Source organism: Streptodolium elevatio (genome assembly GCF_040649515.1).
Taxonomy (GTDB): Bacteria; Actinomycetota; Actinomycetes; order Streptomycetales; family Streptomycetaceae; genus Yinghuangia; species Yinghuangia elevatio.
In genome coordinates this window covers 69839-83546 of the sequence record NZ_JBEZFP010000010.1, presented here as the reverse complement: position 1 = coordinate 83546, position 13708 = coordinate 69839, and the positions used below count along the sequence as shown (strand labels likewise).

The window sequence follows — 13708 nt, the reverse complement described above, 5'->3', positions numbered from 1 at the left end:
TCGTCGTGGCGGACCCCGAGCGTATGGATCATCGGCGCGCTTGCGGCCGGTCAGGGACCCTCGCGTATCCCTTGACGGGTTCCCGTCGCTCAGCCGAGGAGGTCGCGGATCCGCTCGATCGTGCCGGCATCGGGCGCTCGCAGGGTCGGCGCGGCGCGCCGTGCGTCCGGTTGCCCGGGTGGCCCAGGCGGCCCGGGCCGCCCGGGCGGTCCAGGCAAGCCAGGTAGCCGAGGCGACCCAGGCGGCGCCGGGGGCACCGGCAGCACCGGCAGCACAGACGACGCGGCGGCGTCCCCGAGCCGGGCCGCATCCCACGGACGCGGCGCCCAGACGGGCGCGTTCGACGGTACGTGCGGGACCAGCGACGGCAGGGTGAACGGCCCCTCGGGCTCGTCGCGGTCGGGAGTGCGGCGGCAGGAGCTGGTGATCCAGACCGCGACATGCGTCTGCGGCCGCACGGTGAAGACGGAGAACGCGAAGCCGTCCCGGTCGTCCACGACCCCCTTCAGCTCCCACTGGCCGACCGCGTCCGGACGGTACGCGGCCGCCTCGGGGTTCCGGTAGCGGCGGACCCGGAACCGGTTGCGCCGCACGAAGTCGTGCATGCCGGCGAAGGCGCCGTGCTGGTCGTCGCCGAGGGCCCGGAAGCCGCCCAGCACGAGCACGCGGTAGTAGCCCTCGGCACGCTCCCGGGGGTCCATCTCGCCCCCGCACGGCCCCGGCAAGATGTCGAGCGCGCCGTCCGACTCCTCGGCGCCGGACGCCAGTACGAACATCCGCAGGAGCTGGTAGCCGTCTTCGCGGGTGCGGGCGAGGGTGACGGTCGGGACTCCGAACGGCGGCACGGTCACTTACGGGGTCCTGCCCATCATGATGTCGGCCTGGCTCTGGATGCTCGTGTCGCCCTCGTACTCCGAGCGCATGTCCCAGTAGCTGAAATGGCCGCCGTCGTTCGCGGCGAAGCGGTGCGCGCCGAAATCGTCGTCGGTGGGCAGCGTGCCGTGCAGGAAGCTGGACGCGGGCGCCTCCCAGTCGTCCGGGGCGATCCCCACCCAGACCCGGTTCGGGTCGAAGTTGAGGTCGGCGGCGTGGTCGACCTGCACGCCGGGACTGCCCACGAACACGAGTTCGTCGGCGTCGAGTCCGTCGCCGTCGCGGGCCGCGTACGCGACGACGGACGTGCCGTAGCTGTGCCCGCCCACGGTCAGGTGCTGGTCCTTGGGCCCGGTGACCCGGGTGCCGTCCACGAAGCGGTCCAGCCGTCCGGCTCCCTCCTGCGCCCGGCCGGGGCCGGCGCCCGAGGACAACGAACCGGCCGTGAGCGAGAGTTCGGGGGAGTCGTAGTCGAGCCACACGATGACCGCGGCGTCGCCCGGCACGCCCGGCGTGACCCGGTCGGCGACACGCTGGAGGTTGGTGGCCCGCTCCACCTGCTCGGTGAGTTTGCCGGCGACCGTGGTGTTGACGCCCGGCACGGTGATCGCGGTGTTCTTCGCGGTGTCGGGGTTGCCCACGGAGATGACCACCTCTCCGTCCCGCGTCCGGGTGCCGAACTTCAGCAGCATCAGCTGCTCTTCGGGACGGCGTTCGACGTTGCCCGCCATCACCTGGTTGATCTTCTGGAGGTTCTCCCACTCCTTGCGCTCGGCCGCGGTGGCCGTGCCCCCGGTGACGAGCGGCCCCAGGTCGGCGAGGCGGGAGTTCAGCGCGGCCTGGTTCGCCTGGTTGCGCACGGTCGCCGGTACGCCGTCCATCGCGCCCACCTCGTACGGGTAGTCGACGAGGAACGCCTGCCGCTCCGCCTCGGTCATCTGGGCCCACCAGGCCCCGGTCTGCTGCGGCGACATGCTGCCGAAGACGCTCTCGAGGTCCTGCTTCGCGTGCTTGAGCGCGGCGTCGTCGCCGCGTGCCACCTCCCCGGCGGCGAGCTTGGCGAGCAGGGCGGCATGGAGCGTGTCGGCCGCGGCGGCGTCGTCGAGGATGCCCTGGACGCGCTGGGCGTACCCGTCGAGCATCGCCTGTACGGAGGACAGTTCCAGATCGTCGCGCAGGGCGGTGGGCGGCCGGGTCTCGGTGACGGTGAATCCGCCCGCGCCGTTGCCCGTGATCGTCACCCCGCTCGTCAACGCGGCGTGCACCTCGGCGAACAGGCGGTACTGGCAGTCGCTCAACGCCTCGACGGCGAAGTCGAGTTCGGCGGCGACGGCGCGGGCCTCGAGGGCGGCGATGCGGATCCGCCGCAGGGCGTCCTCGAGTTCGGGGTTGGCGAGGCCCGCGGCGTCGCCCTTCCACCCGGCATGCTCCGTCGCGCCGCAGACGCCGAGTTCGAAATCGCGTACCACGATGTCGAGTTGGTTCATGGTCCGGCCCCACGTGTCGGCGTGCGACCGGAGCGAGTCGAACCGTGCGTCCTTAAGAGCGTCGTATGTGACCATCCGCGTATCCCCCCGCGTGTCACCCCACCGTGACGTGTGCGTGTCGTGCCTGCTGCGCCTGTCGTGCCGGTCGTACCCGCTGTGCCTGTCGTGCCGGTCGTACCCGCTGTGCCTGTCGTGCCTGCCGGATCAGTTGCCTCAGCGCAGATTGCCGGCATTGCGTGCCTCGGCTTCCAAGTACGCGTTCGTCGTCGTACGGATCTTCGTGGCGCACTGCCGTGCGGCCTCGGAGACCAGCGCCAGTTCGCGGGACCAGGAGTCGGCCAGGGACCCCGCCTGAGTCGCCGTCCGGAATCCGGCCATGCCCGCGGGGGCGCCCTGTGCGAGTCCCGCGCTCAGCGCCAGCAGGCTGTCCGCACAGCCGTCGGCGCGGGACGCGGCCGGGAGCAACAGCCCGGACTGGACGGTGTATTTGCCGGCCCGGGCGGGATCGATGCCTGGCAGGTACCGAGGATCCGTCGGGTACGGGTTCACGCCGGGAGCGGGGGACGGGGTCGCGGGCGTGCCGGGCGTCCCCGGGCGCGTCGGCGCGGCGCCCGTCGGTGCCACGCCGGTCGGCTCCGGCGCGGGCGGCCCGGTGGGCTCGGGAGCGCGCCCGGGCGGTGGTTGATCGGCCATGACAAGTCCCCCGACTCATGTCCCCGACGGCGATACCGGGCGTCACTTTACTGACGGATCGCCCCAGGTGACAGGGATGAAGCCGGGAACGTCGGCTTCCGGTCACGAAGGGTGGAAGTGCGGCCGATGCGGCGGAGGTTCCCTCGGCCCGGAGACTCGGCCACCACCGGCACCGGCACCCGCACCGGTGCCCGTCCAGGTGCCGGTGCCGGTGCGGGAGCCGAGGCCGGGCGCGGGCGGCGCAACGGCCGTGGCCCCTCCGCGAGGGGCGGAGGGGCCACGGGTCGGGAGCCGGTGCGTCGTCAGGAGGCGACGTACCCCGGCCGGTACGCCGCGTCGACGGCGCCGGCCGCCGACGAACGCGCCTCGGGCGGGAAGCCCGGGTTGCCGTCGGAGTTGCCGTTGACCGCGCGCGTGCTGTTGGCGAACGTCCCCATCGCGTAGGCGATCACGTCGGAGTTGAGGTCGAGCGCCTTGTTGCTGATGTTGGCCGTGGTGTCGCACGCCGCGTGGTAGCACGGGTCGAACGCGACGCCCGCCGTGCCGCCGTACTTCGCGGCCTGCTCGGGCGTCTTGATGCCCTCGGCGCCGGTGAAGGTGCCGCCGGACGGGATGCCCACCGCGATGAACGGCCCGTAGTCGGAGCGTCCGTCGAAGTCCGTGCCCTCGTGGGCCGAACCCTTCTTGTCGAGGTAGCCGTTGATGAACGCCTCGATCTCGGCGGAGCCGGTCGGGCCGGCGGGGGAGCCCACGCCGTCCGAGTTGTCGCCGTCGTACACGAACTCGGCGTAGTTCGGCGAGCCGATCATGTCGAAGTTGAGGTACAGCGCGAACTTGCGCTGCTGCTCGGGCGTCAGCTGCGACACGTAGTACTCGGAGCCGAGCAGACCGAACTCCTCGGCCGACCAGAACGCGAAGCGCACCTTGTTGGCCGGGCGGTCCTCGAACTTGGCGAGCTGGATCGCGGTCTCCAGGAGGCCCGCGCTGCCGGAGCCGTTGTCGTTGATGCCCGGGCCCTCGGACACGGAGTCCAGGTGCGCGCCGGCCATCACGATGTTGTCCTCGTCGCCCCACTTGGACTCGGCGATGACGTTCGTCGTGGTGCGCTGCTCGCGCAGTTCGCGCAGTTCGAGCGTGACGGTGACGGGTCCGGCCGCCACCTGCGCGGCCAGCGCCTGGCCGTCGGCCTGCGTCACGCCGCCGGTGGGCACGATGCCAGCGGTCGGGTCGCCGAGCGTGCCGTTGAGGGCGCCCGCGGTGTTGTTGTAGATGATCGCGCCGACCGCACCCGCGCCCGCCGCGACCTGCTGCTTCTGCGCGAACGTGCAGCCGCCGCGCTGGACGAGGGAGATCTTCCCGGCGTACGAGCCGGTCGCGTAGTCCTCCGCCTCGCAGCCGGGCGTCGCGTCGGCGCCGGTCGGGACCGCCGCGACCTGCGCGGTGATGCCGCCGACCGGGGTCGACGGCGAGTAGGACATGACTATGACGGGCACGTCCGCCGGCGTGGGCGAAACGACCTTGAGGCTTTCCGCCAGGGTTTCGGTGTACGTGAACTCGAAGTCCTGCTCGGTGATCAAATACCCGGCGCGGTACAGCTTCTCGGCGACGTAGTCCGCCGACTTCTCGTGGCCGCTCGCACCGGCGACCCGCGTGTTGCCATTGCGGTCCGCGATCTTCTGGAACGCCTTGAGGTGCTTGGCGACATTGTCGGCCGTGACCTTCTTGGCGATCTTCTCGCCGAGTTTCGCGTCGTTGTGCGGGTGCGCCTCGGCCGGGGTGACGGCGAGGCTCACGAGCGCGATGCCCGCCAGACCGGCGGTGAGAGCCCGGCCGAGATGACGCTGCGTCATACAGGTCCTTTCCAGGGCAAACCGGGCGCGACGGCACGCATCTCTCCCAGGGATGGCGGGGAGGTGGTGCGCGGCGCGCGGGACGTTCCGCGGAACGTACCCCCGGTAGCACCCAACAGACCAGATGCGACCGGCGGAATTTACAAACATTCACGAGGACGGTCGCACCGCGCGGGGCGCGTGTTACTTCAGCACGTAATCCCGAAAGTCGCCGGACACGGCCATGAGTACGGCGAAACCCAGCACGGGAGTGAGGATCAGAGCGATCAGTATCCCTATGCCGTAGTCCGTGAGACGCAATCGCCAACTGTCCCAGTTTTCCTCGGGCGCAGGTGCCGCGGAGCCCTCGTCTCCTGTTTCCGCGTTCTCCACGGCATTCTCTCCGGAGTCCGCGCCAGAGCCCGTCCCGTGGCCCGTCCCGGAGTTCGCGCCAACGTTCACCGCAGGGTTCGCCTCGGAGTTCGCCCCGGAGTTCGCTGCCGCGTCCGCGTCGCCCTGCGGGCCGCCGGGTGGGCCGTGCTCTCTTCCGCCCTGCTCTCTCCCGCCGCGCGCGCCCTTGCCGGAACCGTGCTGTCCCACCGCGTGCCCCACCCTTCCCCGTTCCCGTCCCCCCTGTGGGTGAGCGAGTCTACTTTTTGCCCACCCGGTCCCACCGCAGGACGCCGTCCGCGTAGGCACCGTCGAGGCCGGTCAGGCTGCCCTCGCGCTGCACGGCGTAGACGGAGATCTCGGCGTACAGCCACCAGGGCGGGTCCTCGGCGAGTTCGGTGAGCAAGGTGCGGTAGGCCGCCGCCTTCGCCTCCGGCGTGCGCGCTCCCCGGATCGTCGTCCACGCCGTGTCGACGGTGTCGTTGCGGTACGCGAGGTAGTTCCCGCTGTACCCGCCGCGCGTGATCGCGAACAGCCACGTGTCCAGGTCCGAGCCGGACTCGTAGCCCCACACCGCCTGGAACTGGCGTCCGCGCAGGATCTCGCCGAACCGGGCCGCGTCGGCGAGTTCGTACGTCATCGTCACGTTCCGGAATCCCGCGAGCTGCTTCTTGACCGCGTCCAGCGTGGCCTGCTCGCCCTGGCCCGCGGTGACCTTGAACGAGACGGGCTTGCCCGCCGCGGCCAGTTCGTCGAACAGCGCCTGCGCCTTCGCGGCGTCCGGCCGGTGCTCGGGGGCCACCGCGCTCAGCGGGGAGTCGGACGGCACGATGCTGTCCGCCGCCTTGGCCCCGGTGCCCGCTTCCTTCGCGATCGCGTCCGGATCCAGGGCCAGGGACACCGCCTGCCGGGCCTTCGGGTTGTCGAACGGCGCGACGCCGGAGTTGAAGCCCATCATGACGCCGCCCGCGTTGACCGAGGGAACCAGCTCCAGGTCCGCCGAACGCGCCTGCTGGAGATCGTGGTTGGCGCTCTGGAAGTTCACGTCCGCGCGACCGTCTATCACCGGTGCCATCGGCTGCTGGGTGTCGACCTGGAAGACCAGCGAATCGAGCAGCGGCCGGTCCGGGCCCTGCCAGTAGTCGGGGTTGCGCACGAACACCTGCTTGTCGCCCGGCGTCCAGCTCTGCAGCATGAACGGGCCGGCGCCCACCGGCTTCTTCCCGAACCCCGCGGGGTCGGCGCGGATCGCGGTCGGGGAGCCGACGTACGCGAGTTCGTCGGCGACGAGGTGGTCGTACGTCAGGTCCGGCACCGGCAGCGTGATGTCCAGGCGCGTCGTGCTCACCACGCGCATCGCCGCGCCGCGTATCGCGTTGGAGTGCATCGAGTCCGGGGTCTGGGCGTGGCGGTCCCAGTTGAACTTGACCGCCTCGGCGTCCAGGGGCGTGCCGTCGGTGAACTTGACGTCCGGGCGCAGTTCGAGGCTCCAGGTGAAGCCGTCGGGCGTCGAGGTCAGTGACTTCGCGAGGTGCGGCTCCACCTTGCCGGTGCTCTGCCGGAAGACCACGAGCGGGTCGTAGAGCGCGGACATGCGCTGGCCGTCGGCGTACGCCTCGTACGTCGTGCCGACCGGGTCGAGGGTCTTCGAGTCGGCGTTGATCGACACGGTCGCCGTGCCGCCCCGCGGGCCGCCGCCCTGCGGGTTCTGCGCCGGGGAGTTCAGGTCGGTCGGCCGGTCCGAGGACTTGGCGCTCGGGCTGCCGCCGCCGATGAGCTGCGCCGTGCCGATGCCGATCCCGGCGAGCACCGCCATCGTGGTGACGACGACCACGGCCAGCCAGGTGCGGCGGCCGCCGGGCATGCGGTCCAGACGCGAAGTGCGCGGGGGTGCGGCGGGCTGGTGCGGGAAGGGCAACGAGGGCGGCCCGTACGGGGATTGCCACCCGCTGTGCGGCGGCGGGGTGCCGTGCGGCGTACTGCTATGGGACGGGCTGCTGTGCGGCGAACTGCTGTGCGGGGTGCTGCCGTACGGCGGCGAGTGCGGGGACTGCGGCGGTCCGGTCGGCGGCGGTGGCGCGTTCAGGTGGGACGGCTGCGGATAAGCGCCGGGCGGCGTCGACGGCGTACCCGGTGGCGGCGGCGGTACGGAGCCGTCGTAGGCCGTCGAGGCCGGCACGGAACCGTAGGTCGTACCGAAGCCCGAACCGAATCCCGAGTGGGGACCCGACCCCGCGCCGGACCCAAGGCCGGAACCGACGCCCGACCCGACGCCGGATCGCGCACCCGAGTCCGACCCGTGCCCCGGGGCGGGGTCCACGGCGGAGTTCGAGCCGGTGGTCGGATCGTCGTTCGGATCGTGACCCTGATCATGACCCGGACCGTGGCCCGTGCCGTGTTCCGGGGCGGGCGGCTGCTTGGCCGGGCCCGGGTGGGCGGGGCGTCCGGGGCTCACCGAGAACGCCGGCGGGGCCGACCCCGCACCGGCCGCCGCCGCACCCGCCGCCGCCCCCGCGGCCGGCGCACCGGCCGCCGCCTGCCGCGACAACTGCTGGGCGTGCTCGCGGCGTTCCGAGATAGACGCGAGGACGCCGTCCGGCAGCCAGTCCTCGGTCGTGTCGCTCGTGAGCATGCGTACGAGCTCGGTCGGCTGCGGCCGCCGGGCGGGGTCCTTGGCGAGGCAGTCCGCCACGATCCCTCGTAGCTCCGGCGGCAGCCCGGTCAGGTCCGGCTCGGTGTGCACGACGCGGTAGAGCATCGCCTGTGCCGAGCCGCCGCCGAACGGCGCCAGCCCGGCCGCCGAGCACAGCACCGCGCCGAGGGCGAAGACGTCCGCCGCGGGCGTGATGCGCTCGGACTGCAACTGCTCGGGGGACAGGAAGCCGACCGAGCCGACCATGTAGCCGGTCTGCGTCACGGTCGCGCCCTCCAGGGCGCGCGCGATGCCGAAGTCGATGACGCGCGGGCCGTCCTCGGCGATGAGGATGTTGGACGGCTTCAGGTCGCGGTGGATCAGGTCGCAGGCGTGGATCGCCTCCAGCGCCTCGGCGAGCCCGGCGCCCAGCACCCGCAGCGCGTGCACCGGGAAGGCGCCGTGGCCGCGTACGGCCTCCTCCAGCGACGGACCGGGGATGTACTCGGTGACCATCCAGGCGGGGGTGGCGGCGGCGTCCGCGGCCACGACGGCCGCGGTGTGGAAGGCGCTCACCCGGCGGGACGCGTAGACCTCGCGCCGGAAGCGGGCGCGGAAGTCGGGGTCCACCGACAGCTCCGCGCGTACCACCTTGATCGCGACGAGCCGCCCGCTCGCCGAGCGGCCGAGGAAGACCTCGCCCATGCCGCCCGCACCGAGGCGGGCCACCACGCGGTATCCGCCGACGTCCGCAGGGTCGCCCGGGCGCAATGCCTGGATCACGAGTCCGCCCCCTCCAAGCCCGGGAGTCGACGCTACCGCAGGTCCGGTGCGCAGGTCAGCGGGACTTCCCCCGCCGCGGTCCGGTGCGCCCGTGCGGTCGCCGACTCCCGGGGCCGTCAATGCCGGTGTTGCCGTCCGTTGTCTCTTTGCCGCAGATTCTCCCTATTGTTCGGCGACCGTGCGGAGCGGGCCGAAGGAGTACGTCGTCGCCCCGCTGACGAAGCACCCGTCGGACCAGGTCGTCAGATCGGCCCGGCTGGACGGAATCGGCCAGGTGACGGCGGTCCTGGCGTCGGCGGGCTGACGTACGGCGTGATCGAGGGCGCCGCCGAGGGCTTTGCGCATCCGGCGGCGCTGCTGTCACTGCTGGTGACCCTGGTTGCGTCGGCCGGTCTGCTCGCGACCGCCGGGCGACATTGACGCCCCCCTCCATGCAGGCGAACCAACCAGGCGGCAACGGCAGGAACACCGGTCAGGTCGCTGTTGGGGCGAAGTCGAGAAGGGTCTGGACGAAGGCCTTCAACCCGGCCGAGCAGTCGTCGCCCCGCCACATCAGCGCGTATTCGACCGGATCGGCGTCATCGATCGGTATGTAAACGAGGTCGGAGCGGACGTTGTCCGGCTCCGACCTGAGGGGAGCCACGGTGGCGCCCCTGCCCGCCGCAACAAGCAAGAGCACTCCCTGCCAACCGCCTGCGGTCGGGCCCTGCTCGACGGTTAGCCCCTGGGGCGTCCGGGTCGGAAAGAGTTCGTGACCCCAGACCCGAGGCATCCCGGCTGCGGTCACCAGCGGGAGTTCAGCAAGATCCTCCCAGGACGCCGTCTCCTGCCGCGCCAGAGGGTGAGTGGCGGACACCACCAGCGCCAGGCGTTCATAGGACAGGACCGGACCCACCGTGAGGCCGGACTGGTCGAGGGGTGGCACCGCGATCATCACATCGGTCTGCCGCTCACGCAGCGCCGCTATGGCGAGGTGGTAGGCGACGTCGTGGGGCTCGACGGAGCAGCGCGGATGACGGAGGCGGAACTCATCTGCGGCGTGCAGAAGGAGTTCACCGGCCCACCGAGTGGTGAAGCCGACCCGCACCACATCGCTGATATCCCCGCAAGCTGCCCTCGCGTCGGCGACAGCACGCCGAATCTGCTCATGCGCGGGCAGCAGATCGTCACGGAACTGACGGCCGACATCAGTGAGAGCAACGCGGCGGCTGCTGCGCTCGAACAACGAGCCCCCGATCCGCCGCTCAAGCGCCTTGATCGTCTGACTGACCCGGCCGGGAGAGACCCCCAACCGTTCGGCGGTTCGCGCGAAATGCAGCTCATCGGCCAGCGTGAGGAAGGTCTCGATCTCGTACCGCTCCACCAAGCTCCCCGTTCGGAACGCGCTGTTCGCTCTCGCCCTTGCCGATTTCGGCTGATATCCCTAAAAACACTAGATCTTTCGGGCAACACGGGTCCAGCCCCTGCCGCCCGTCTGCCCGGTGAACCGGCGGAACGCGGTCACTCCTGGCGGAACACACTGGCCTCTCGGGGCGAACCGGGTGGAGGTGAACCATGGGCTCTGCACAGCTATCGGGCATCCGGGCTCGGAGCAGCCGGGGTCGTGTGATCGGCGCCGGTGTCGGTCGGCGGTGCTTCGACGGGGAAGAGGATCGGGCTGATCAGGTACTGCGTGCGGTCAGGTGACGGCTCGTTGGCCAGGTGGGGGGCGATCGCCTCCCGCATCCCGCCGATCATCCCGTGCAGTTCCCCGGGGCTGAGCCAGACGGCGTGCTGCCGGTAGCCGACCAGGTCGGCTACCGGGTCGGCCGTGTCACGGTCGAGATACGCGGTGAATTCGGCGGCGAGGGCCGCCAGTGCGGTGACGAAGGCACGGCGATGGTCGTCGAGGGAGAGTGATTTGACCGTGTCCGTATCGATTCCCGCACGGTCGCGGCACAGCCGGTAGCGGCGCTCGACCGCGCCGCGCACGCGTTGCTCGCGAGCGACTTCCAGGACCCCACCGGCTGCGAGCAGGTCGATGTGCCGGTAGACCGTGGCCTTCGAGACGTCTTGAATACGGGCGCACAACTCGGCGGTCGTCAGCTCCCTTCCGCCGCGCATCGCGTGGATCACTCGCAACCGCACCGGGTGTGCCAGGAGTTCGAAGGCGTCCATCCCGTAATGATCTCATGCCATGCTACCTTTCGCATTCATTGCGAAGGGTTGTGATGAGGGATGCCTGACCACGCCGCGACAGAGTCCACGACCGGCTCGGTCCTCACCTGGGTGCCACCGCCCTATGCCGAGCCCGGCCGCTTCAGCGAGCACGAGGTAACGGTCGGCACGGGCCCGGTCGCCGTGCCAGGCACGGTGAGCGTCCCCCGGGGGCAGATTCCCGGCCCCGGCGTGGTGCTGCTCGGCGGCGGCGGGCCGTTCGACCGCGACGAGACCTGCGGGCCGAACAAGCCGCTCAAGGACCTGGCCTGGGGGCTCGCCAGCCGCGGGACGACGGTGTTGCGCTTCGACAAGGCGACGTACGCCCACCGCGAGGTCGCCACGGCATCGGACCTGACCATGACCCAGGAATACATGCCGTACGCCGTTGACGCGGTCGGCCTGCTCCGCCGCCACCGGTCGGTGGACCCCGAGCGGGTCTTCGTCCTCGGCCACAGCATGGGCGGCAAGATCGCACCGGCCGTCGCCACCGCAGCACCGACGGTCGCGGGCCTGGTGATCATGGCCGGTGACACGCAGCCGATGCACCACGCTGCCGTCCGCGTCATCAGCTACCTCGCCACGGTGGTCCCCGACCAGGTCCCGCCCACGACCATCGCAACCTTCCAGCGGCAGGCCGCGCTCGTCGACAGCGCGCAGCTGACGCCCTCGACCCCCGCAGCGGATCTGCCGTTCGGCCTGCCCGCGCCGTACTGGCTCGAACTGCGCGACTACGATCCAGTCGCGATCGCGGCCGGACTCGGCAAGCCGATGCTCATCCTCCAAGGAGGACGCGACTACCAGGTCACCGTCGCCGATGATCTGGCCCGATGGCGGGCGGGCCTGGCCAACCGCCCGGAAGCCGACATCCGTGTCTACGACGCCGACAACCACCTGTTCTTTCCCGGCGCCGGACCGTCCACCCCGGCCGAATACGCATACCCGCAGCATGTCGACCCCACCGTCATCGCCGACATCGCCGACTGGCTGAGCCACTGCAAGGCATGAGGGCCCGGCCCCGGCAACACCGGGGGACGACGTCAGCGTCCGTCGTCCACCAGCGTTGCCGCCGATGTCGCATCAAGGCGACCACCAGGGCCGAGACCCACAGGCAGAAGACGTGGTGAGCCTGGTCGACCGAGTATCGGCCGTGCGGGAGGCGCCGTCGTCGACCCGCCTGTTCGTCCTCGGGCTCACGACGTTCGGACCGGAAAAGCGGGCACCGGGACGGTTGACTTCGTCGTCGAACTTCCACCGTGGTCCCTGGACCCGCCCCTCCAGCAGCTCCCGCGCCCCGCTGATCAACGGCACCAGGCGCTCCTTCTTGCGGCCCCGCGTCCCCTTGCCCTCTACAAGGACTTGCCGAAGTGGCCGAGGTGCCAGTGGATGTCGGACACATCGGCCAGACAAAGCTTCAGGGACTTCTGGCCAAGTCACCGGTTCAGCCGAGTAACTCCGCGCGCCGTCGGTGAGCGCGCAAGAGGGCGTACGCGAGCGAGAGCACGGCCAGCAGGCCGCCGACCACCGCACCCACGACGCCCAGAATCGTGCCCAAGCCGGCACGGTCGCCTGGGGGTGGCGCTTCGGCCTCAGGCCGCGTCGTGGGCGGATCCGCGGCGGTCGGCCCTGCGGGAGCGGTGTCCTCGGCGGTCGAAGTTCCCGTCGGCGCAGCGGACTTCGCGGCCGCATCGACTGTCGCAGCGGCCGACGAAGTCGCGGAGGCACTGTCGGAGGGTGTGGCGGATGGGGCGGCGGTGCCGGGCGGTGGAGGCGGCGGATCGCCGCGTACGCCGAGCAGCGGACTGACGTCGGCGGGCCCCGGCGGAGCGTCCGACTGAAGCGCGCGGCGGGGACTCACGATCCCGAACCCGACATGGTCGTTGGGGATTTGCTCGTTCGGCGCGGTCGACGTGTTGCCGATGAGCCGCCGGATCACCTGGTTCGCGGTCCAGTCCGGGTGCGCCGACCACACGAGCGCGGCGACTGCGGAGACCAACGCGGCGGCGCTGGAAGAGCCCGTTCCCATGCAGTACTTGGTGGGTGCCGTGCACGCCGCGGGGATGCCGACACCCGGGGCCGCGAGCGAGATCCAGTGGCCGTAGTTGCCGTCGCTCCAGATCCTGCCGTCCGTACCCACGGCGCTGACGGCGAGCACACCGGGCAGCGCGGCGGGGTAGACGACGCCGGGACCGTTGGCCGGGACGTTGCCGCCGCTGGCCACGACCAACTTGCCGCGGCTCAGGGCGTAGGCGACCGCGTCCGTCTGCGCCGGGTTCCGACCGATGCCGCCGCTGGAGATGTTGACGATCTGCGCCGGTGAGTCGGCGGCCGCCCGGATCGCCCGCGCGGCCTCGTCCGTCTCGAACACCCCCGAGCCGGTCATGCCGGGGATCCGGAAGGACATCACCTTGGCCTCGGGGGCGACGCCGTGGACGCCTTGGCCGCCGCCGGCCGCACCGGTGCCCACGATGAGGGAGGCCATCTGGGTGCCGTGTCCGCTGGCATCGCCGGGGCCGAGCGGTGAATCGGTCACCTGGCCCGCCAGGTCGGTGTGCGACGCGTCGACCCCGCTGTCGACCACCGCGACCGTGATGCCCGCACCGCGCGCGATCCGCCAGGCCTCGTCCATCCGCCACGAGTCCAGGTACCACTGCTGTGCCCGGACCGAGTCCGCGCGGGCGACCGGTGGTGCGACGAGCGCGAGGCCCGCGTACGTCGTCATCACAACTACCGTGCAGGTGAGCAGCCGCCGTGTGGGGGAGGCGGGACCGGGCATCGGCTTGCGGTCCTTTCGGGGTGCGAAGTGGGTGCCGTGCACCCCGAGT

The 13708-nt window shown here is 71.4% G+C and carries 10 protein-coding genes; 2 read left to right on the top strand and 8 right to left on the bottom strand.

Going from position 1 to position 13708, the window contains the following annotated elements; translation table 11 throughout:
- Positions 1-89: 89 nt before the first annotated feature.
- The 5 genes from AB0C36_RS06120 to AB0C36_RS06100 form a co-directional block, all read right to left on the bottom strand.
- Positions 90-851, bottom strand: coding sequence for a hypothetical protein (locus tag AB0C36_RS06120; protein WP_358349927.1), 762 nt, complete (start codon positions 849-851; stop codon positions 90-92).
- Entirely contained in the window at positions 852-2435 is a 1584-nt protein-coding gene (locus AB0C36_RS06115; protein WP_358349925.1) for an alpha/beta hydrolase, read from the bottom strand.
- A gap of 138 nt (positions 2436-2573) precedes the next feature.
- Positions 2574-3053, bottom strand: a complete 480-nt coding sequence (locus AB0C36_RS06110) for a hypothetical protein (protein ID WP_358349922.1) — start codon at positions 3051-3053, stop codon at positions 2574-2576.
- Positions 3054-3355: 302 nt separating this feature from the next.
- Positions 3356-4903 carry a M28 family metallopeptidase gene (locus tag AB0C36_RS06105; RefSeq protein ID WP_358349919.1) on the bottom strand — a complete coding sequence of 516 codons (1548 nt, stop codon included), beginning with the start codon at positions 4901-4903 and terminating at the stop codon, positions 3356-3358.
- A 628-nt stretch (positions 4904-5531) separates the two neighbouring features.
- Positions 5532-8687 (bottom strand): ABC transporter substrate-binding protein, encoded by a 3156-nt coding sequence (locus AB0C36_RS06100; protein WP_358349916.1) that lies wholly within the window; start codon positions 8685-8687, stop codon positions 5532-5534.
- A 178-nt stretch (positions 8688-8865) separates the two neighbouring features.
- On the opposite strand from AB0C36_RS06100, the gene AB0C36_RS06095 reads away from it, so the two are divergent.
- Positions 8866-8991, top strand: coding sequence for a hypothetical protein (locus AB0C36_RS06095; protein WP_358349914.1), 126 nt, complete (start codon positions 8866-8868; stop codon positions 8989-8991).
- Between the two features lie 168 nt (positions 8992-9159).
- Here the strand turns inward: AB0C36_RS06095 and AB0C36_RS06090 are convergent, their stop codons facing one another.
- The gene (locus AB0C36_RS06090) at positions 9160-10050 is read right to left on the bottom strand and encodes a LysR family transcriptional regulator (protein WP_358349912.1); all 891 of its coding nucleotides are present in this window, start codon (positions 10048-10050) and stop codon (positions 9160-9162) included.
- Between the two features lie 206 nt (positions 10051-10256).
- The gene (locus tag AB0C36_RS06085) at positions 10257-10844 is read right to left on the bottom strand and encodes a helix-turn-helix domain-containing protein (protein WP_358349910.1); all 588 of its coding nucleotides are present in this window, start codon (positions 10842-10844) and stop codon (positions 10257-10259) included.
- A gap of 60 nt (positions 10845-10904) precedes the next feature.
- Between AB0C36_RS06085 and AB0C36_RS06080 the strand changes: the two genes are divergently transcribed.
- Complete coding sequence (locus AB0C36_RS06080; protein ID WP_358349907.1) at positions 10905-11891, top strand: alpha/beta hydrolase family protein; 987 nt, start codon at positions 10905-10907, stop codon at positions 11889-11891.
- Between the two features lie 433 nt (positions 11892-12324).
- Here the strand turns inward: AB0C36_RS06080 and AB0C36_RS06075 are convergent, their stop codons facing one another.
- Complete coding sequence (locus AB0C36_RS06075) at positions 12325-13605, bottom strand: S8 family serine peptidase (protein WP_358349904.1); 1281 nt, start codon at positions 13603-13605, stop codon at positions 12325-12327.
- Positions 13606-13708 lie beyond the last annotated feature (103 nt).

Bases quoted from the DNA above. Each gene is read 5' to 3' on its own strand.
- AB0C36_RS06080 (WP_358349907.1), top strand. From the start codon at position 10,905: ATGCCTGACCACGCCGCGACAGAGTCCACGACCGGCTCGGTCCTCACC.
- AB0C36_RS06075 (WP_358349904.1), bottom strand. From the start codon at position 13,605: ATGACGACGTACGCGGGCCTCGCGCTCGTCGCACCACCGGTCGCCCGC.
- AB0C36_RS06105 (WP_358349919.1), bottom strand. From the start codon at position 4,903: ATGACGCAGCGTCATCTCGGCCGGGCTCTCACCGCCGGTCTGGCGGGC.
- AB0C36_RS06085 (WP_358349910.1), bottom strand. From the start codon at position 10,844: ATGGACGCCTTCGAACTCCTGGCACACCCGGTGCGGTTGCGAGTGATC.
- AB0C36_RS06115 (WP_358349925.1), bottom strand. From the start codon at position 2,435: ATGGTCACATACGACGCTCTTAAGGACGCACGGTTCGACTCGCTCCGG.
- AB0C36_RS06110 (WP_358349922.1), bottom strand. From the start codon at position 3,053: ATGGCCGATCAACCACCGCCCGGGCGCGCTCCCGAGCCCACCGGGCCG.